The sequence below is a fragment of the Streptococcus sp. ACS2 genome (assembly GCF_000525585.1).
Classification (GTDB): domain Bacteria; phylum Bacillota; class Bacilli; order Lactobacillales; family Streptococcaceae; genus Streptococcus.
The window spans coordinates 12,006-29,642 of the sequence record NZ_JALT01000047.1 but is presented as its reverse complement, the minus strand read 5'-3'; the positions used below and the strand labels follow the sequence as shown (position 1 = coordinate 29,642).

The window sequence follows — 17,637 nt, the reverse complement described above, 5'->3', positions numbered from 1 at the left end:
GAACATAAAAAAATCCAACCCTAAGGCTGGACTTTATCACAGATGCCACCACCGAGAATTGAATTCGGAACGGAGCATTACCATTGCTCTATTATACCATTTAACTATAGCGGCAACTGTTTTAATCTTACCATACTTCTATTTACTGTGGCAAGATTTTTTGCTTATTTTTTATAAATTTAAGTCTTGGTAAGGGGTACGGTAACCAACCTGTAAAACCTTACCATCTTTAATCAAGATAGGACGTTTAATCAACATACCATCTGAAGCCAAGAGTTCAACAGCTTCATCAAGAGATAGGGTTGGCAACTTATCCTTTAGACCTAGAGAGCGGTAGGATTGACCACTCGTATTGAAGAATTTCTTAAGTTCTAAATCTGACCCTACCAAAAGCTCTTTTAAAAATTGAGCTGAAGGTGGATTTTCCTTAATATTAATAGATTCAACATCTAAACCTAATTGATCGAGTTCTGCCTTTGCCTTACGACAAGTGCTACATTTGGGATATTCATAAAAAGTGTACATAATTTTCTCCTTTTTTCTAGCATAAGATATCTATCTAGGGATTGTCAAACCTAATGCCTTCTAAATGAAGTAAGAAACGCTTGGCGTCTTCTCCTGCGGCGTAATTTCCTATATGACCACTACTAGGAAGAACCCGATGACAAGGGATCAGAATCAACCAGGGATTCTTACCAACAGCAGTTCCTACAGCCTGAGCTGATTGACATGAAATCACTTTACCAATCTGACTATAAGTTATGCTCTGCCCCGCAGGAATGTCCCGTAAAGCTAACCAAACCTTTAGCTGGAAGGCCGTCCCTCTATCAGCTAGAGGCAGTTTATCTGGATTTGGATGTTCTCCTTTAAAATAAGCCTCTAACCAATTCTTGGTCATTTTCAAGATAGGATTTGAGGTGTCTACTAACTCCTCTTCCTTGATACCTGCCTGAAAATGTTTTTGCCCCTCCAACCAAATACCATAAAGCGCTTGGTCACTTGCCACCAAGCACAAGCGTCCAATAGGAGATAAATAATACTGACGATAAAGCATGTCTTTATTATAACAAAAAAGACAGGAATCTCTTGTTCCTGTCAATTAACTCTTATGATTTACCTTTAATCAAACGCACACGAACGATATTGTCACTAGCTTCAAACTTAGCAACCAATTCATCAATCTTAGACTTGTCTGTTTCATCAAGGTCAAGAAGTGTATAGGCATAGTCACCCTTAGAACGGTTGATGATATTATCGATATTGATATTAAAATCAGAAACCGCAGTAGAGATACGAGCCACAATATTAGGCACGTTTTTATTAATCAAAGTGATACGGTATGGGGCACTCAAGGCCTGTTGAACACGTGGGAAGTTGACAGAGTTAACAATTTCACCTGTTTCCATGAAACGACGAATGGTTTGACCTGCCATAATCGCACAGTTAAGTTCTGCTTCACCTGTTGATCCACCAACGTGTGGGAAGACAGTCACCTTAGGTTTGTTAAGGAGATCTTCTGTACCAAAGTCTGTGATATAGCGTTTAACCACACCTGTTTCCAAAGCATCAAAGAGGACATCGTTATCTACCAACTCTGCACGGGCAAAGTTAATGATAGTTGTCCCTTTTTGCATGAGGTTAAAGGCATCCGCATTGAAAGTACCTTTTGTATCTGGTGTCAATGGAACGTGAACAGTGATATAGTCACAGTTTTCAAAAATCTCTTTAAGATCAGAAACACGTTTTACATGGTGAGAGATATTCCAGGCAGCTTCAATAGAAACATATGGGTCGTAACCATAGACCTTCATTCCCAAACGGTAAGCATAATTGGCAATACGTGCACCAATCGCACCAAGCCCGATAACACCCAATGTCTTACCAGTAATCTCGCTACCTGCAAACTGTTTCTTACCTGCTTCAATTTGTTTAGGAACATCGTCACCACTAAGTGTGTTAACCCAAGCATTAGCCGCAATATAGTCACGTGCTGAGAGTAAGATAGAGGCCAAAACAGCTTCTTTAACAGCGTTAGCATTGGCACCTGGAGTATTGAAGACAACAATCCCTTTTTCAGTTGCTTCGTCAACTGGGATATTGTTAGTACCTGCACCAGCACGCGCAATAGCTTTCAAGTTGTCAGGGAAGACAGTATTATGGAGATTTTGACTACGAATGATAAAGGCATCCGGATTTTCCGCTAAATCACCATCAATTTGGAAATGATTTCCAAGTTCCTTCAAACCAATCTGGTTAATATTGTTATACGTTTTTACACTAAATACCATAATTTTATTCCTCTTAAATCAATGTATCCCGTGGTGAACTGCTTCATCAAGTTCTTGATAAAAGGCTTTCTCTCGCTTAGTTTTGATTTTCTGATAAGCAAGACGTTCACCATCAATAGGAACCTTGCCACAATAGACATAGCCAAGCTTCTCCAAAATATGCTGCATGACAGCATTCTTTTCATGCGTATCGCAACGGAAATCATGAGCATCAGTTCCCTCAATAAGACCCTGAATGAAGGTTTGAGCAATGCCCTGACCCGAAAATTCACTTAAAACGGCGATTCTATGAAAAGTAATGTAGCGCTTATTGTGGTGTTTCCAGTCCCCGTCATAGATTTTGTCGTAAGCAGGGTCTCCATCAACAATCACCGCAGCATAAGAAACGATTTGACCATCAACAATTCCTACATAGGCCTGCCCATTAAGGACATCGTCAAAGATAGTTTCTTCAGTAGGGTAACCATCAGCTCCTTGCCATTGGGTACTCCCCGTTTCTGCTAAAGCAGTTCTAGCACTCTCAATCACAGTCATGATAGCCCCAATTTCATTTGGGAAGGCTTGTCTAATTTCCATCTCTTTACCTAATTATTTATTTTCGGCTTCAAATTTCTTCATAAAGTCAATCAAGTCAAGTACACCCTGACGTGGGAAAGCGTTATAAACACTAGCACGCATACCACCTACCGAACGGTGTCCTTTGATATTCTTGAAACCAAGAGCATCTGCTTCTGCTACAAATTTAGCATCCAACTCTTTACTTGGTGTTACAAATGGGATGTTGCAGACAGAACGATCCTTAGCATCTTTGACAGGATTTGTGTAGAAATCAGATGATTCAATGTAGTCGTAGAGAAGACCTGATTTCTCACGTTGAATTTCAGCCATCTTGTCCACGCCACCAATTTCATTTTTAACCCAGTCAAAGACGAGTTTTGAAATATAGATGTTGAAACATGGTGGTGTATTGTAAAGTGATCCTGCTTCAGCTTGAATACGGTAATCCAACATGGCAGACAATTGTGGTTGGTCGTTAAGGAAGTCTTCACGAACGATAACCACTGTCACCCCAGCAGGTCCAATATTTTTCTGAGCACCAGCATAGATAAGGGCAAAGTCCTCAACATTGTAACGAGCAGCCAAAATATTTGAAGACATGTCAGCTACAATTGGCACACCATTAGTATCAGGCAAATCGTAGATAGATGTTCCTTCAATGGTATTGTTCGTTGTCAAGTGAACATAAGCAGCTTCTGGATCAATTGTTGCTGGGTCAAAGCTTGGGATGTGATCGTAAACAGTTTCTTCTGAAGAAGCCAAAAGGATTGGTTCAAAAGGAATAGTTTTTGAAAGTTTAACAGCTTCTGTATAAGCTTTTTTACCCCATGAACCACCTACAAGGTAGTAAGCTTTCTTACCTTGAGCGAGGTTAAGTGGGACCATTGTAAATTGTGTTGAAGCGCCACCTTGCAAGAAAATAACCTTATAGTTATCAGGAATGGCCATAAGCTCACGAAGTGTCGCTTCCGCATCTTTAACGATTTTGTCAAATTCTGGAGAACGGTGGGACATTTCTAGCACGGACATACCGGAATCTTGATAGTTAAGCAATTCAGCTTGGGCTTTTTCAAGCACTGGTTTTGGTAATGTAGCAGGTCCTGCTGAGAAATTATAAATTGTCATAAAGACACCTCCAAAATTTTAATGGTCCTATTATAGCGAATTTTCTGAATATTGTAAAGTGTTAACAGTAAAAAACGAACGGGATTAACCGATCGCCTCAAAAAAGTTAGGTATTTTATGTATATTTTCATCAGTAATTGATTTTAGTATCCGTTTATTTTTGCTTAAGAAAATAGGCTGCCCCAATTAGATTAGCTCCATTATGATGATGACAAGCAACAATCTTGGGACGTTTAATAATTTTACCGATAAAGTCAATCTCATGGTGAACCTTATCAAACTGGCGGTTGACCTCCTCGATAAGTATCGGCTGGGCTGAAATACCACCTCCAATAACAAAGGTTTCCATATCAAAGATGGTTTGAAGATTCAAAATGGTGATGGCTAGGTTACGGCAATAGTTTTCAAAAAGCGGATAGACTGTCTCATCTCCTGCATTTATGGCCCTAAACGCCGCTAAACCATCCTTTAAATCAGAGTTACCCAGCACTTCATTTACCTTGGTAATTAAACCAACAGCCGACAAAGTCATGCCTCGCATCAATGAAGGATCAACTTTTTCCATTTGAACTGGTAACAGAAAGGTCAACTCACCCGCTTGAAAGTGGCTTCCTTGAAAAAGTTTACCATTAATAATGAATCCACCACCTAGACCTGAACCCAAAACAAGGGCTGCACCATTGGTCACTCCTTGCAAATGACCTGTGGCTAGCTCTGCCAAGGCCGCTGCTTTACCATCATTAAGAGCCATCACAGGCAGATGGTACTTGGCTTCGAGGACCTCTTTAATACGAAAGCCGTGAAAGAATCTCAATAAGCCACCATGATAAATGACACCCTCCTCAGTATCAACCGTCCCTGGAACACTAATTGCAATACCTGATAGGTCTGCTTCAACCGAAGTAACTATCTGATCAATCACGTCAATTGCTTGTTCCAAGGTTTGTGGTGATGACTGCGTCGGCAGACTCTTTTCAATAGCAAACTCCTCCGAAACAAGTGCGGACTTCACCTGTGTTCCCCCAAAATCAATCGCTAAAATCGTCATAAGCATCCTCCACAGATTGTTATTCGTCATTATAACACAAAATAGCAAAAACTAGAAAAAACGGTTCCAAAATGCTATCATAAACTTACAGAATTAGATAAAAGGAGTTATCTCACATGACTAAATTTCTACACACTTGTGTCCGTGTCAAGGACCTAGAAGCCTCACTTAAATTTTATAAAGAAGCTCTTGGTTTCAAAGAAGCTCGTCGCAATGATTTTCCAGAATATAAGTTCACCCTTGTCTACTTGCAACTCGAAGATGATCCTGATTATGAGTTGGAATTAACCTACAACTACGACCATGAAGCTTATGATCTCGGGGATGGATATGGTCATATCGCCGTTGGTGTTGATGACCTAGAAGCTACACACCAAGCTCACAAAGAAGCTGGCTATACTGTTACAGACCTCTCAGGTCTTCCTGATAAACCAAAAATGTACTACTTTATCACTGATCCAGATGGCTATAAGATTGAAGTTATCCGTTTGACGCAATTCCTAGAAAAATAAAACAAAAAAAGTCAGATCGTATAGATCTGGCTTCTTTTTGTGCTTAATTTTTATTATCTGTCTTTAAGGCTGACAAAATTTGGGTACGAATATCATCCACACCGTTTGGATTATTTGGTAGGAATAAGGTTTGATTGCCTTTAGCCGCAAAAGTATTAAGCGTATCTAAGTATTGGTTAGTCAAAAGAATAGACATAATCTGCTCTTCAGACATACCCACATTGGCCTCTTTAAGTTCTGCGATTGATTCAGCCAATCCATCAACGATTGCCTTACGTTGTTGGGCAATACCGACCCCGTGGAGACGATCTTTTTCAGCTTCGGCTTCGGCTGCTGTGACAATCTTAATCTTATCAGCTTCTGCCAATTCTTGAGCTGCGACACGCTTACGTTGAGCAGCATTGATTTCGTTCATAGACTGTTTAACTTCAGCATCTGGTTCAACTTTGGTAATCAAGGTCTTAACAATGATATAACCATAAGTTGTCATTTCTTCGGCCACTTGGTGTTGAACCTCAAGGGCAATTTCATCTTTCTTCTCAAAGAGTTCATCAAGCGTCAATTTAGGAACTGATGAACGGAGAGCATCCTCAATGTATGATTTAATTTGAGCTTCTGGACGCATGAGTTTATAGTAAGCATCTGTAACATTTTGCTCATTAACACGATATTGAGTGGCCACATTCATCATGACAAAGACATTGTCCTTTGTCTTAGTCTCAACCACAATCTCGCTTTGAAGTAAACGTAGTTGAATACGAGCGGCAATTTTATCGATACCAAATGGTAAACGCATATGAATCCCACTCGTTGCAATTTTTTGATAACGTCCAAAACGTTCAACGATAGCCACTGACTGTTGACGTACAACGTAAAGCATACTGATGAGAATTCCCAAAATAATCAGGAATGAAAACAGTAAAAAGAGAAGTGCTGCTTGCATGTTAAGTCCTCCAAAATAAACATTAAAAATTTCTTTGCTTTATTATAGCACAGTGATACAATTTTTCAAGAAAAATAGCATAGCTCGTTCGAAATAGTGTAAAAGAGACACTTTCTTTATCGCTTATATGTCAGCACTCTTGAAAACTTGGAAACTCCTGTTAATCGAGAGAGTTGTACTCAACAGGCGAGACTTTTCGATATAAGAAAAAGGCTGAAACGAAATCGTTTCAGCCTCTTAGTATTTTCGAAAATAAAATCGTTTGAAGAATCATTCTAGATGGCATCCAAAACTCAAATCTCAAAAGACTTACTTACGATACATTTTAACTTGAAGGTAAATATCGTTATAGATTCCGAGCCATTTTTGACCTAAGTTGTTATAGACTTCAAGGTTTTTAATGGTTGATTCTGATGGGTAAAAGGCCTTATCATCAGTGATACTCTTTGGAAGCAAGGCTTTAGCTGCTTGGTTAGGTGTGGCATAACCGATATATTCAGCATTTTGGGCTGCATTTTCTGGTTTAAGCATGAAATTGATAAAGGCATAGGCCTCTTTTTCATGCTTTACAGTCTTAGGAATCACCAGATTATCAAACCAAAGATTTGAGCCTTCAGATGGGACAACATAACGTAGGTCCTCATTTTTATCAAGCATCTCACTGGCTTCCCCTGAGAAGGTTACTCCAATGGCCGCATCACCTTGAACCATGTAGCCCTTCATCTCGTCACCAACAATAGCCTTGATATTTGGTGTTAGACTATTAAGTTTAGTTTCAGCCAAACGTAATTCAGTCATGTTCTTCGTATTCAAGCTATATCCCAGGCTATTGAGTGAGAAACCAAGGACTTCACGCGCGCCATCCACAAGCATAATCTGATTTTTGTAATCTGGTGACCAAAGATCATCCCAGTGCTGTGGTGCTTTTTTCACCAATTTTGTATTATAAACAATGCCGACAGTTCCCCAGAAATAAGGGATGGAATAGTCATTGTGAGGGTCAAAACTAAGTCCTTTAAAGCTTGAGCCAATCTGGTCAAAACCTTTGATTTTAGATTTATCCAACTTCACCAAAAGGTCTTCCTTAACCATTTTATCAATGGTATAGTCTGATGGCACAGCAATATCGTAGGTTGTTCCACCCTGCTTAATCTTGGTATACATGGCTTCATTGGAATCAAAGGTTTCATACTGGACCTTGATACCCGTTTCTTTTGTAAACTTGGTCAAGAGGTCTGGGTCAATATAATCACCCCAGTTATAGATAACTAATTTGTCCGACACATTTCCTGTACGACTCTGCATGTAGGCAGAGATGCCCCAAAGGAAGAAGATAATGGCTAAGATACCTGCCAGAAATTGATAGAGTCTACGCATCCTGCTCCTCCTTCTCCTTGGTAATCGCATAATAACCTATCACTAAAAGAATAGAGAATAGGAAAACAACGGTTGACAAGGCATTGATTTCCAGAGAAATCCCTTTACGTGCACGTGAGTAAATTTCCACAGCAAGTGTTGAAAAACCATTCCCCGTTACAAAGAAGGTTACTGCAAAGTCATCCAATGAATAGGTAAAGGCCATGAAATAACCAGCAATAATACCAGGTGTCAAGTATGGCAACATGACCTCACGTAACATCTGCCATTGAGTTGCACCTAGGTCATAAGCGGCATTCACCATATCTCGATTCATTTCCTTGAGACGTGGCAACACCATGAGAACCACGATTGGGATTGAAAAGGCAATGTGACTCAATAAGACAGATACAAAACCTAGTTGGAAACCAATCAAGGTGAAGAGAATCAAGAAACTTGCACCAATCATAACGTCCGGTGCAACCATGAGTACGTTATTTAGGGATAAAATCCCAGTCTGTTGCTTCTGTTTACTCTCATAGATAAAGATAGACCCAAAGGTACCAATAATCGTTGCCAGAAGAGCACTAAGGAAAGCTAAAAAGAAGGTTTGAGCCAGAATTAACATAAGACGGCTATCTGAAAACATGCTTTGGTAGTTATCCAGAGTAAAACCTGTGAAACTATTCATATCGCCACCACTATTGAAAGAATAGGCAATTAAATAAAAGATTGGCAGGTAAAGGATAACAAAGACAAGAGCTAAATAGAGATTTGCAAATTTTTTCATTGACGTCTCTCCTTTGTTAACCACATTGTCGCAATCATAGCAACAATAAGAACAACACCAATGGTTGCCCCCATTCCCCAGTTTTGTGTCGTGAGGAAATGCTGTTCAATAGCTGTCCCTAGGGTGATAACTCGGTTACCACCAATCAAGCGTGTCAGCATAAAGAGGCTGAGACTAGGAATAAAGACCGACTGGACACCAGAGCGTACCCCATTAAGCGATAAGGGAAAAATAACCTTGGTAAAGGTCTGCCAATCATTGGCTCCCAAATCTTTACTTGCATTCACAATATTTTCATCCAAATCATCCAGTGCATTGAAAATCGGTAGAATCATAAAAGGAATTTCAATGTAGCTAGCTACGAAAATAAAGGAGAAGTCCGTAAAGAGGATTTGCATGGGTGCAATCCCAAAGAAACCGAGAAAGGCATTAATACCACCTTGTTGGCCAAAAATCCCCATAAAAGCATAGGCTTTCAGAAGGAGATTGACCCAGGTTGGCAAAATGACCAACATTAACCAAAGTTGCTTATGCTTCAGTCTGGTTAAGAGATATGCCGTCGGATAAGAGATGAGAAGCGTTACCAGAGTAATGATGGCTGCATAAAGAACCGAGTTAAAACTCATCCTTAAGTAAGTCCAACTGGAAAAGAAGGTGCCATAATTATCCAATGTAAAGTTGCCACTGATATCAAAGAAAGACTGATAGAGTAGCATGAGCACTGGAGCAACCACGAAGAGTAGAAGCCAAAGGAGGTAAGGTACCGAGAAGAGGCTAGCTGTTTTCTTCATAGCGCTCCTCCTCAATAGCATTAATCAAGCCATCTTCATGTTCTTCCACTTCCACGTATTCTTCAATACGCGCATCGAATTCTTCTTCTGTCTCATTAAGACGCATGATATGGATATCCTCAGGCGTAAAATCAAGACCGATAATCTCACCCTCAATCGCCTTACGGGTTGAATGAATCATCCATTCATTACCAAGATTGTCATAGGCAATGATTTCATAGTGGACCCCACGGAAGAGCTGAGTTTCCACGCGAACTTGCAATTTGCCTTCCTCAGGAAGTGTAATCTGTAAATCTTCAGGACGAATCACCACTTCGACAGGTTCATTAGGACGCATTCCTCCATCAACAGATTCAAAACGTTTCCCATTGAACTCAACCAAATAATCCTCAATCATAACGCCTGGTAGGATGTTAGATTCTCCAATAAAGGTTGCAACGAAGTGATTGATCGGTTCGTCATAGATATCAACCGGAGTTCCTGATTGAACAATTTCACCATCATTCATAACAAAAATCCAGTCCGACATGGCCAAGGCCTCTTCTTGGTCGTGAGTGACAAAGACAAAAGTAATCCCTAAACGTTGTTGCAATTCGCGCAACTCGTATTGCATTTCAGTACGTAGTTTCAAATCCAGTGCTGACAAAGGCTCATCCAAAAGGACTACACGTGGTTGGTTAATAATCGCACGAGCAATAGCCACACGTTGACGTTGACCACCTGATAATTTTTGAATCGAGCGCTTTTGATAACCATTTAGTTGAACCATCTTTAAGGCTTCTTCTACACGCTCTTCAATTTCCTTTTTAGGCACCTTTTTCAATTTAAGAGCAAAAGCCACATTGTCAAAGACATTCATATGTGGAAAGAGGGCATAAGATTGGAAAACGGTGTGAACATCCCTTTTATTGATAGGAATATCATTGATACGTTTTCCATCCAAAAGGACGTCACCACTGGTCGCATCTAATAGACCTGCAATGATGTTCAAAATCGTTGATTTACCAGAACCAGAAGCCCCAAGAAGGGTATAGAACTTACCTTCTTCTAGTTCAAAGTTGATGTCTTTTAAAACTTGTGTGCCACTGTCTTCAAACACTTTTGAGACATTTCGAAAGGCAATAATCGGATTAGTCAATTGTCATAAATCCTCCATGTATAGCAAATATAGGGATAGGGTTTTATTAGTTTAATTCGTCGCCAATGATACGTACTTCAGGCTCTAGTGTAACACCTGAATTTTCCTTAACCTTAGCGATAACATCTGAGATAAGGTCTTCATAGTCTTTTGCTGTTCCTTGATCGACATTAACCATGAAACCAGCGTGCTTAGTTGACACCTCAACACCCCCGATACGATGTCCCTTGAGGTTAGCTTCCATAATCAGCTGACCTGCAAAGTGACCTGGTGGGCGTTTAAAGACCGAACCACATGAAGGGTATTCAAGAGGTTGTTTAAGCTCTCGCAAATGATTGAGACGATTCATCTCATTCTTGATTTGCTCGTAGTCTCCTGGTTTGAGGTTAAATTTAGCTGAAATAACCACTTCACCTGTTTCTTGGAGCACCGAACGACGATAACCAAAACGCATATCTCTTGCATCAATCGTACGAATATCACCGTCTTTTGTAAGAACCTGAGCAGAAACCAAGATATGGGCAATCTCACCACCATAGGCACCCGCATTCATAAAGACGGCACCACCAACACTACCTGGAATCCCCGCTGCAAATTCAAAACCAGCCAAACTTTGGAAACGAGCCACCTTGGTTGTCGCAATCAAATTAGCCCCCGCTTCAGCTTCAATTTGATAACCATTAACTGCAATACCATTCAGTCTGTCAAACATAATCACAAAACCTCTGATACCACCGTCACGGACAATCAAATTACTGGCATTACCGAGCACCATCCAAGGAATGTCATGCTTATTAGCAAATTTGACAATACGAGAGAGTTCATAGCGGTTACGTGGAAAGGCCAAATAATCCGCTGGACCACCAACCTTGGTATATGTATAACGTTTTAAGGGTTCGTCGAAACGAATATCAATCCCCACTAAATCTTCTTTAAGTTCATCTAACATGTTATTTTCCATACTTTTTCTATACATTTATTTCTTTGTAGGTATCGTGATAGACTTCCCCATATTACTATCACTACCTAAAAATGAGTTAGCATTTTTCCTAAAAATTAAAAGAAAAATACGGCAAAAAGCCAAGATTAATTATAGCAAAAAATCCCCATCTTGACGACAAGGAATTTCACGCAAAGCTAGTCCATAACTTCCAATTTACGGACATCACTAGTGTTTAATTGACTTAAATATTTTTTGTAGGCTTGGCCAGTTTTAGGGTCAACCAAATCATCTGCTATTTCTATCAAGGGAACCAAAACAAAAGCTCTCTGACTCATATAAGGATGGGGCACTTTAAGGTGCTCAGTCTCCCAGATTTCCTGCCCATATAGAAGAATATCAATATCTACTGTCCGAGGCCCCCAATGCTCATGACGAACGCGATCAAGGTCTTTTTCAATTTGCTGACATGACCTTAGTAAGGTTTCAGCTGGCAACTGAGTCTCTAAGGCCAAGGCAAGGTTCAAAAAATCAGCCTGATTTGTCAGTCCCCAAGCAGCCGTTTCATAATAGGAAGATACTGCTTTAACCTCTGTCTCAGGTAAGTCATTCAAGGCCTCCACAGCTTTTTGGAGATAGTCCTGACGATCACCCATATTAGATCCCAAACTCAAATAAACTCTTGTCATCGGCTACGCTCCAATTCAATACCAACACTCTTATAATGCCCATTAATTGGTGGATTTTCCTTGGTAATTCGAACTTTAATAGATTGAATTGGCGTAAATTGGGCAAATAGATTCTCACAAATCGCACCCGCCAAACGCTCAATCAAAATGTACTTTTTATCTTCCACTTGTTTTTGCACGGCTTCGAAAACCAAACCATAGTGAACCGTATCATCTAGATTGTCACTCTGTGAAGCCTTAGTTAGATCAACAGTCAATTCCAAATCAACCACAAAAATTTGCCCTAGGGTCTGCTCCTCAGCAAAAGCCCCGTGATAACCATAAAAACGGCAACCATTTAAAATAATTTTATCCATAGTTTCTCCTTAAGACACTAGACTCTTCTTTATTCTAGCACAAAACAGTTGAAAAGTTGGTCTCTAATTAGTATGATATTTTAGACAAATCTGAAATTAGTGTATTTACACTTTATGCAATCGATTGCATAATTCTTCTGATTTGGTAAAATATAGACACAGGAGCTAAAAAGAAACTCCTGAATTATAAGCAAGACTATCTCAACTAATAAGGAAAAAACTATGACAAATCAAACCGCAATGCAATATTTTGAATGGTATCTCCCAAGTGACGGTCAACACTGGAACAATTTGGCTGAAGATGCCCAACATTTAGCAGACCTAGGCATCAGCCACGTTTGGATGCCACCCGCTTTTAAAGCTACAAACAAAGATGATGTTGGTTACGGAGTCTATGACCTCTTTGACCTTGGAGAATTCGACCAAAAAGGAACAGTCCGCACCAAATACGGCCTCAAAGAAGAATATCTCAATGCTATCAACCAACTCAAAGAAGTTGGTATTGTACCTATGGCCGACGTTGTGCTTAATCACAAGGCGGCAGCGGATAAACTTGAGACCTTCGAAGTGGTCGAAGTTGACCCAGAAGACCGTACCCAAGAGATCAGCGAACCATTTGAAATCGAAGGCTGGACACATTTCACCTTTGACGGACGCAATAAAGCCTACGACGATTTTGAATGGCACTGGTACCACTTTAACGGAACTGACTTCGATGCCAAACGTAACAAAAGTGGTATCTATCTTATCCAAGGTGACAACAAAGGCTGGGCAGACAACGACTTGGTTGACAACGAAAATGGTAACTTCGACTACCTTATGTATGCCAACCTAGACTATAAACACCCTGAAGTTATTGAAAATATTTACGAATGGGCAGATTGGTTCGTTGAAACAACAGGCGTTCAAGGATTCCGAATGGATGCCGTTAAGCACATTGATTCTTTCTTTATGCGTAATTTTATTCGCGATGTCAAAGAAAAACAAGGCCAGGATTTCTATGTCTTTGGTGAATTTTGGAATGGTAACGAGGAGGATAACAATACCTATCTTGAAAAGATTGAAAAACGTTTTGACCTCGTCGATGTTTCCCTCCACAACAATCTACACAACGCTAGCACAGCGGGAGCTGATTATGATTTAACAACAATTTTCGATCATTCCTTGGTCAAAAATCATCCTGAACATGCCGTGACCTTCGTAGACAACCACGACACTCAACGCGGACAAGCTCTAGAATCTACTGTTGAAGAATGGTTTAAACCAGCTGCTTACGCTCTCATCCTTCTCCGTGAAGACGGTCTTCCTTGCCTATTTTATGGTGACTACTATGGTATTGAGGGTGAATTTGCCCAAGAAAATTTCCAAGAGAGCCTAGATACCTTGCTCTACGCTCGTAAAGACCTAGCTTACGGTGAGCAAACAGACTACTTTGATGATCCAAACTGTATCGGGTGGACACGCTCTGGCAACGAAGATGGGGCTCCATTAGCTGTAACGATTTCTAATGATGCTGCTAACAGCAAGTCTATGGAAATTGGTAGTGATTGGGCTGGACAAACCTTCTATGACATTCTTGGAAACTGCTCTGATACTGTAACCATTGATGAAGAGGGATGGGGAGACTTCCCAGTTTCTGAAAAATCTGTCAGCGTTTGGGCAATTCAAGACTAAGAAAAAAAGCTCAGTTGAACTGAGCTTTTTTTAGTATCATAAAATTCCTGAAATAGTCTTAACGATATCACGATTGGCATCAACATTATGCACACGTACAATCTGACATCCTTTGGTAACAGCATAGCCAGATAAGGCAGCTGTCCCCTGGTCGCGATCCTTAGCTTGAGTATGCCCACCTAGTAGGTAGTCCACAACTCGCTTACGAGAAATTCCAAAAAGAACAGGATAGCCCAAGGTAACGACCTTGTCCAAGCCTTTTAGCAGGTCAATATTGTGTTGGACATTTTTAGCAAATCCAAAACCTGGATCAATCCAGATATTGTCCTTGGCCACACCTGCTTCCAAGGCAGCCTGGGCACGTTGACTGAGGAATGTACAGACATCTTCTGTGACATCATTGTATACTTCTTCTTTTTGATTATGCATAAGGATAATCGGCACATTCTTTTCAGCTGCTAAAGCTAACATCTGACCATCATAAAGTCCAGCCCAGACGTCATTTAGAATATCTGCACCTGCTTCAAGAGCAGCTCTAGCAGTGGCTGTCTTATAGGTATCAATACTGATGAGCACATCATATTTTGCCTTGATAGCCTGAATAACTGGAACGATACGAGCAACCTCTTCTTCCTCAGTAACAAATTCTGCCCCTGGTCTTGTAGATTCGCCACCGACATCGATAATAGCAGCCCCCTGGGCAATCATGCGCTCAACCTGAGCCAAGGCATCCTCTACTGTGTCAAAATCGCCACCATCTGAGAAAGAATCAGGGGTGACATTCAAGATTCCCATAATACAGGCCTTACCTGTAATCTCATGTTTACCGATAAACATCTTAACTCCTAAAAATCACGCATCAATGAAAGAATTTCCTTGCGTTCTTCACGGTCTTCTTTATAAAGGCCCTTAGCGACAGTTGTGATTGTCTTACTTCCTGGTTTCTTAATGCCTCGCATAGTCATGCACATGTGCTCTGCTTCAACCATGACAAAAACTCCTCGAGGATTCAGAGCTTCTTCAAGTGCTGTAGCAACTTGATCTGTAAGACGTTCTTGCAACTGCGGACGACGAGCAGCTACTTCAACCGCACGCGCTAATTTGGAAAGTCCTGTCACCTTGTCTCCACTTGGCAAATAAGCCACATGGGCCTTACCATAAAATGGAACCAAATGGTGCTCACACATAGAGTAAAAAGGAATATCCTTGACAAGGACAACTTCGTCATGAACTTCTGAAAAGACAGCTGTAAATTGATCCTTAGGATCTTCATTTAGACCTGAAAACATTTCAGCATACATCTTAGCCACACGTTTTGGTGTATCCAAAAGTCCCTCACGCTCAGGATTTTCACCTAGAGCTTCCAATAGTTGATAGACTGCTTGTTCTACTTTTTCTTGATTTGCCATAATTTCCTCTTGCAACGTTATAATACTATCTATTATACCTTATTTTGCTGGATTTTTCTTGCAAAAAATAAGATTTCCTAGCTACCTAAATCTCAAAAAAAGCGAAGACCACCTTTCATATAGAGGTTATCTTCGCTTATATTTTTTTAGTCTTTCAAGTGGTAAGAATAAGATGAAACAACAATATTCTCACGCCATTTGAGATAATATTTCAATCGTAAACTCATTTGGTTGTGAAGCATGGTTTGCCATGATTTTTTAGGTACAAACTGAGGAATCATGACTGTCAGAGTCGCATTATCCTTCTCAGCATGAGTGGCGACCTCGTCCACATACTGAATGGTTGACTGAGTGATTGAGCTATATGGTGATTGGATATGAACCATCTCAATTTCAGGGAAATATTTTTTAAACTCTTGTTCAGTTTCCTTGTCCTTGTTCTCTGTATCTTTAGTAGATACATGCATGGCGATAACCTTGTCACCAATAGAACGTGCATAGGAAATAGCTCCGATATTAGCCTTGGTAACATTCCCAACAAGGATAAGAACAATATTTCCTTGATAATGGTGTTCTTCTACCGCTCCATCAATACGCAACTGTTGAGCAACACCATTATAGTGTTTTTTAATCTTAAGGAACATCCACATCAAGATTGCAATAATCGGGAAGAATGGCCAGATATCTCCTAAACGGAAAAGGAAGAGAATGAGAACGATAGCATAACAAATGAGGGCACCTAAGATATTTGCTAAAGAGTGTTTCCAGAATCCCTTACCATATTCACGAATCCAATGGATGACCATCCCCGTTTGAGAAAGAGCAAATGGAATAAATACACCGATGGTGTAAAGCGGAATCAACCGTTCCGTATTTCCTCGGAAAATAAACAAAAGGGTAATGGCACCAATTGCAAGTGTCAAGATCCCATTAGAGTATCCCATACGTGCACCTTTTTCAAGATACATGTGAGGCATGTATTTATTTTTCGCCATATTAAAGGACAACATCGGAAAGGCTGAAAAACCTGTGTTAGCTGCTACTGCAAGAATCATAGCAGTAGAGAATTGGAAAATGTAAAATAGAATACTACCAATCCATGATTGACCAAGAATTTCTCTAGCCATTTGTGACAAGATAGTTACTCCTGCATGAGGTGTAATACCTGTCCACCAGTTGAGGAAGGTAATTCCCGCAAACATAGCCCCCAAAATGCTAGACATGATAAAGAGGGTTGAAGCTGCATTTTTGGCCTTAGGTTTTTGAAAGAAAGGCACCGCATTAGAGATGGCTTCTACCCCTGTCAAAGAGGCAGAACCTGAGGTAAAGGCCCTTAAAATAAGAATCAATGACACACCTGTAATGGGTTGTCCTAAATGTGCTGTGGCTGCGTAAGGCATATGACCAGTTAAAATTTGAAAGAAACCAAATCCCAACAAGAACAGCGTCGAAACAATGAAGAGATAAACCGGTATCATCAAAGATTTTGCCGACTCACGCATTCCCCTAAGATTCATAACCATCAAAACAAGCACCAAAATCATTGATATCTCAAGATTGAAAGGATGAAGGAAGGGAAGGGCTGAAGTAATGGCATCTGCACCTGAGGCCACTGAAACAGCAACTGTCAACATGTAATCGACCAAAAGACTGCCACCAGCTATCAAGCCAAACTTAGGAGACAGATTTTCCGTCGTTACCATATAGGCACCACCACCTTGAGGATAGGCCTTGATAACCTGTCTATAAGAGATGGTAAGGCTGGCCAAAAGGACGAGAACCAAAAGCCCAATAGGGATTGACCACCAAATAGCCGCACTAGATACAGCTGTCAGAACCAAGACGACTTGCTCTGGACCATAGGCGATAGATGAGAGTGCATCACTCGACAACATGGCCAGGGCCTGAATCTTGGACAATAAGTGTTCATCACCACTATCATCATGAGTTAAAGGTTCACCGATTAAAATGTTTTTCAGACGTTGAAACATTGCGATCTCCTTGCTTTTAAAACATACGA

At 40.4% G+C, this 17,637-nt stretch carries 19 protein-coding genes; 2 read left to right on the top strand and 17 right to left on the bottom strand.

Translation table 11 applies throughout. From position 1 onward, the window contains the following. Window positions 1-171: 171 nt before the first annotated feature. The 6 genes from HMPREF1517_RS09545 to HMPREF1517_RS09520 form a co-directional block, all read right to left on the bottom strand. A complete protein-coding gene (locus HMPREF1517_RS09545; protein WP_014634868.1) occupies window positions 172-525 on the bottom strand; it encodes an arsenate reductase family protein in 354 nt (117 codons plus the stop codon). Window positions 526-559: 34 nt separating this feature from the next. Then, entirely contained in the window at window positions 560-1,054 is a 495-nt protein-coding gene (locus tag HMPREF1517_RS09540) for a methylated-DNA--[protein]-cysteine S-methyltransferase (RefSeq protein ID WP_014634869.1), read from the bottom strand. 52 nt (window positions 1,055-1,106) lie between these two features. After that, entirely contained in the window at window positions 1,107-2,288 is a 1,182-nt protein-coding gene (locus tag HMPREF1517_RS09535; RefSeq protein WP_037601628.1) for a 3-phosphoglycerate dehydrogenase family protein, read from the bottom strand. Window positions 2,289-2,306: 18 nt separating this feature from the next. After that, complete coding sequence (locus HMPREF1517_RS09530) at window positions 2,307-2,864, bottom strand: GNAT family N-acetyltransferase (RefSeq protein WP_037601625.1); 558 nt, start codon at window positions 2,862-2,864, stop codon at window positions 2,307-2,309. A 12-nt stretch (window positions 2,865-2,876) separates the two neighbouring features. Continuing rightward, a complete protein-coding gene (serC, locus tag HMPREF1517_RS09525) occupies window positions 2,877-3,971 on the bottom strand; it encodes a 3-phosphoserine/phosphohydroxythreonine transaminase (protein ID WP_014632766.1) in 1,095 nt (364 codons plus the stop codon). Between the two features lie 154 nt (window positions 3,972-4,125). Further along, the gene (locus HMPREF1517_RS09520; RefSeq protein WP_037601621.1) at window positions 4,126-5,019 is read right to left on the bottom strand and encodes an ROK family protein; all 894 of its coding nucleotides are present in this window, start codon (window positions 5,017-5,019) and stop codon (window positions 4,126-4,128) included. A gap of 116 nt (window positions 5,020-5,135) precedes the next feature. Here HMPREF1517_RS09520 and gloA point away from each other — a divergent pair, with 116 nt between their 5' ends. Further along, window positions 5,136-5,531: a lactoylglutathione lyase gene (gene gloA, locus HMPREF1517_RS09515; RefSeq protein WP_037601618.1), complete on the top strand. Its 396-nt coding sequence runs from the start codon at window positions 5,136-5,138 to the stop codon at window positions 5,529-5,531. Between the two features lie 43 nt (window positions 5,532-5,574). Here the strand turns inward: gloA and HMPREF1517_RS09510 are convergent, their stop codons facing one another. The 8 genes from HMPREF1517_RS09510 to folB all read right to left on the bottom strand — a co-directional run bounded on the left by HMPREF1517_RS09510 (window position 5,575) and on the right by folB (window position 12,534). Next, window positions 5,575-6,474: an SPFH domain-containing protein gene (locus HMPREF1517_RS09510; RefSeq protein ID WP_004183097.1), complete on the bottom strand. Its 900-nt coding sequence runs from the start codon at window positions 6,472-6,474 to the stop codon at window positions 5,575-5,577. A 309-nt stretch (window positions 6,475-6,783) separates the two neighbouring features. Further along, complete coding sequence (locus tag HMPREF1517_RS09505; RefSeq protein WP_002884479.1) at window positions 6,784-7,851, bottom strand: ABC transporter substrate-binding protein; 1,068 nt, start codon at window positions 7,849-7,851, stop codon at window positions 6,784-6,786. Further along, window positions 7,844-8,620, bottom strand: coding sequence for an ABC transporter permease (locus HMPREF1517_RS09500; protein ID WP_002884421.1), 777 nt, complete (start codon window positions 8,618-8,620; stop codon window positions 7,844-7,846). Before HMPREF1517_RS09500 ends, HMPREF1517_RS09505 begins: the two co-directional genes overlap by 8 nt. Next, window positions 8,617-9,411, bottom strand: coding sequence for an ABC transporter permease (locus tag HMPREF1517_RS09495; protein ID WP_002884253.1), 795 nt, complete (start codon window positions 9,409-9,411; stop codon window positions 8,617-8,619). The genes HMPREF1517_RS09500 and HMPREF1517_RS09495 overlap by 4 nt, the downstream gene beginning before the upstream one ends. After that, a complete protein-coding gene (locus HMPREF1517_RS09490) occupies window positions 9,395-10,549 on the bottom strand; it encodes an ABC transporter ATP-binding protein (RefSeq protein WP_002884517.1) in 1,155 nt (384 codons plus the stop codon). The genes HMPREF1517_RS09495 and HMPREF1517_RS09490 overlap by 17 nt, the downstream gene beginning before the upstream one ends. A 46-nt stretch (window positions 10,550-10,595) precedes the next feature. Further along, a complete protein-coding gene (murB, locus tag HMPREF1517_RS09485) occupies window positions 10,596-11,498 on the bottom strand; it encodes a UDP-N-acetylmuramate dehydrogenase (RefSeq protein ID WP_037601615.1) in 903 nt (300 codons plus the stop codon). A 188-nt stretch (window positions 11,499-11,686) separates the two neighbouring features. Continuing rightward, window positions 11,687-12,178 (bottom strand): 2-amino-4-hydroxy-6-hydroxymethyldihydropteridine diphosphokinase, encoded by a 492-nt coding sequence (gene folK / locus HMPREF1517_RS09480; RefSeq protein ID WP_037601612.1) that lies wholly within the window; start codon window positions 12,176-12,178, stop codon window positions 11,687-11,689. Further along, on the bottom strand, window positions 12,175-12,534 hold the full coding sequence (folB, locus tag HMPREF1517_RS09475) for a dihydroneopterin aldolase (protein ID WP_037601608.1): 360 nt from the start codon (window positions 12,532-12,534) through the stop codon (window positions 12,175-12,177). The genes folK and folB overlap by 4 nt, the downstream gene beginning before the upstream one ends. A gap of 222 nt (window positions 12,535-12,756) precedes the next feature. On the opposite strand from folB, the gene HMPREF1517_RS09470 reads away from it, so the two are divergent. After that, window positions 12,757-14,208 carry an alpha-amylase gene (locus HMPREF1517_RS09470; protein ID WP_037601605.1) on the top strand — a complete coding sequence of 484 codons (1,452 nt, stop codon included), beginning with the start codon at window positions 12,757-12,759 and terminating at the stop codon, window positions 14,206-14,208. Between the two features lie 36 nt (window positions 14,209-14,244). Here HMPREF1517_RS09470 and folP read toward each other — a convergent pair whose 3' ends face one another. The 3 genes from folP to HMPREF1517_RS09455 form a co-directional block, all read right to left on the bottom strand. After that, window positions 14,245-15,045 (bottom strand): dihydropteroate synthase, encoded by an 801-nt coding sequence (folP, locus tag HMPREF1517_RS09465; protein WP_037601602.1) that lies wholly within the window; start codon window positions 15,043-15,045, stop codon window positions 14,245-14,247. Between the two features lie 8 nt (window positions 15,046-15,053). Continuing rightward, window positions 15,054-15,617: a GTP cyclohydrolase I FolE gene (gene folE, locus HMPREF1517_RS09460; protein ID WP_002884345.1), complete on the bottom strand. Its 564-nt coding sequence runs from the start codon at window positions 15,615-15,617 to the stop codon at window positions 15,054-15,056. 146 nt (window positions 15,618-15,763) lie between these two features. Beyond that, entirely contained in the window at window positions 15,764-17,608 is a 1,845-nt protein-coding gene (locus tag HMPREF1517_RS09455; protein ID WP_037601599.1) for an APC family permease, read from the bottom strand. Between the last annotated feature and the right edge of the window lie 29 nt (window positions 17,609-17,637).

What these genes read in the sequence shown, in the direction of transcription:
- HMPREF1517_RS09545 (WP_014634868.1), bottom strand. Translation starts at nt 525, where the DNA reads ATGTACACTTTTTATGAATATCCCAAATGTAGCACTTGTCGTAAGGCA.
- HMPREF1517_RS09540 (WP_014634869.1), bottom strand. Translation starts at nt 1,054, where the DNA reads ATGCTTTATCGTCAGTATTATTTATCTCCTATTGGACGCTTGTGCTTG.
- HMPREF1517_RS09535 (WP_037601628.1), bottom strand. Translation starts at nt 2,288, where the DNA reads ATGGTATTTAGTGTAAAAACGTATAACAATATTAACCAGATTGGTTTG.
- HMPREF1517_RS09530 (WP_037601625.1), bottom strand. Translation starts at nt 2,864, where the DNA reads ATGGAAATTAGACAAGCCTTCCCAAATGAAATTGGGGCTATCATGACT.
- serC (WP_014632766.1), bottom strand. Translation starts at nt 3,971, where the DNA reads ATGACAATTTATAATTTCTCAGCAGGACCTGCTACATTACCAAAACCA.
- HMPREF1517_RS09520 (WP_037601621.1), bottom strand. Translation starts at nt 5,019, where the DNA reads ATGACGATTTTAGCGATTGATTTTGGGGGAACACAGGTGAAGTCCGCA.
- gloA (WP_037601618.1), top strand. Translation starts at nt 5,136, where the DNA reads ATGACTAAATTTCTACACACTTGTGTCCGTGTCAAGGACCTAGAAGCC.
- HMPREF1517_RS09510 (WP_004183097.1), bottom strand. Translation starts at nt 6,474, where the DNA reads ATGCAAGCAGCACTTCTCTTTTTACTGTTTTCATTCCTGATTATTTTG.
- HMPREF1517_RS09505 (WP_002884479.1), bottom strand. Translation starts at nt 7,851, where the DNA reads ATGCGTAGACTCTATCAATTTCTGGCAGGTATCTTAGCCATTATCTTC.
- HMPREF1517_RS09500 (WP_002884421.1), bottom strand. Translation starts at nt 8,620, where the DNA reads ATGAAAAAATTTGCAAATCTCTATTTAGCTCTTGTCTTTGTTATCCTT.
- HMPREF1517_RS09495 (WP_002884253.1), bottom strand. Translation starts at nt 9,411, where the DNA reads ATGAAGAAAACAGCTAGCCTCTTCTCGGTACCTTACCTCCTTTGGCTT.
- murB (WP_037601615.1), bottom strand. Translation starts at nt 11,498, where the DNA reads ATGTTAGATGAACTTAAAGAAGATTTAGTGGGGATTGATATTCGTTTC.
- folK (WP_037601612.1), bottom strand. Translation starts at nt 12,178, where the DNA reads ATGACAAGAGTTTATTTGAGTTTGGGATCTAATATGGGTGATCGTCAG.
- folB (WP_037601608.1), bottom strand. Translation starts at nt 12,534, where the DNA reads ATGGATAAAATTATTTTAAATGGTTGCCGTTTTTATGGTTATCACGGG.
- HMPREF1517_RS09470 (WP_037601605.1), top strand. Translation starts at nt 12,757, where the DNA reads ATGACAAATCAAACCGCAATGCAATATTTTGAATGGTATCTCCCAAGT.
- folP (WP_037601602.1), bottom strand. Translation starts at nt 15,045, where the DNA reads ATGTTTATCGGTAAACATGAGATTACAGGTAAGGCCTGTATTATGGGA.
- folE (WP_002884345.1), bottom strand. Translation starts at nt 15,617, where the DNA reads ATGGCAAATCAAGAAAAAGTAGAACAAGCAGTCTATCAACTATTGGAA.
- HMPREF1517_RS09455 (WP_037601599.1), bottom strand. Translation starts at nt 17,608, where the DNA reads ATGTTTCAACGTCTGAAAAACATTTTAATCGGTGAACCTTTAACTCAT.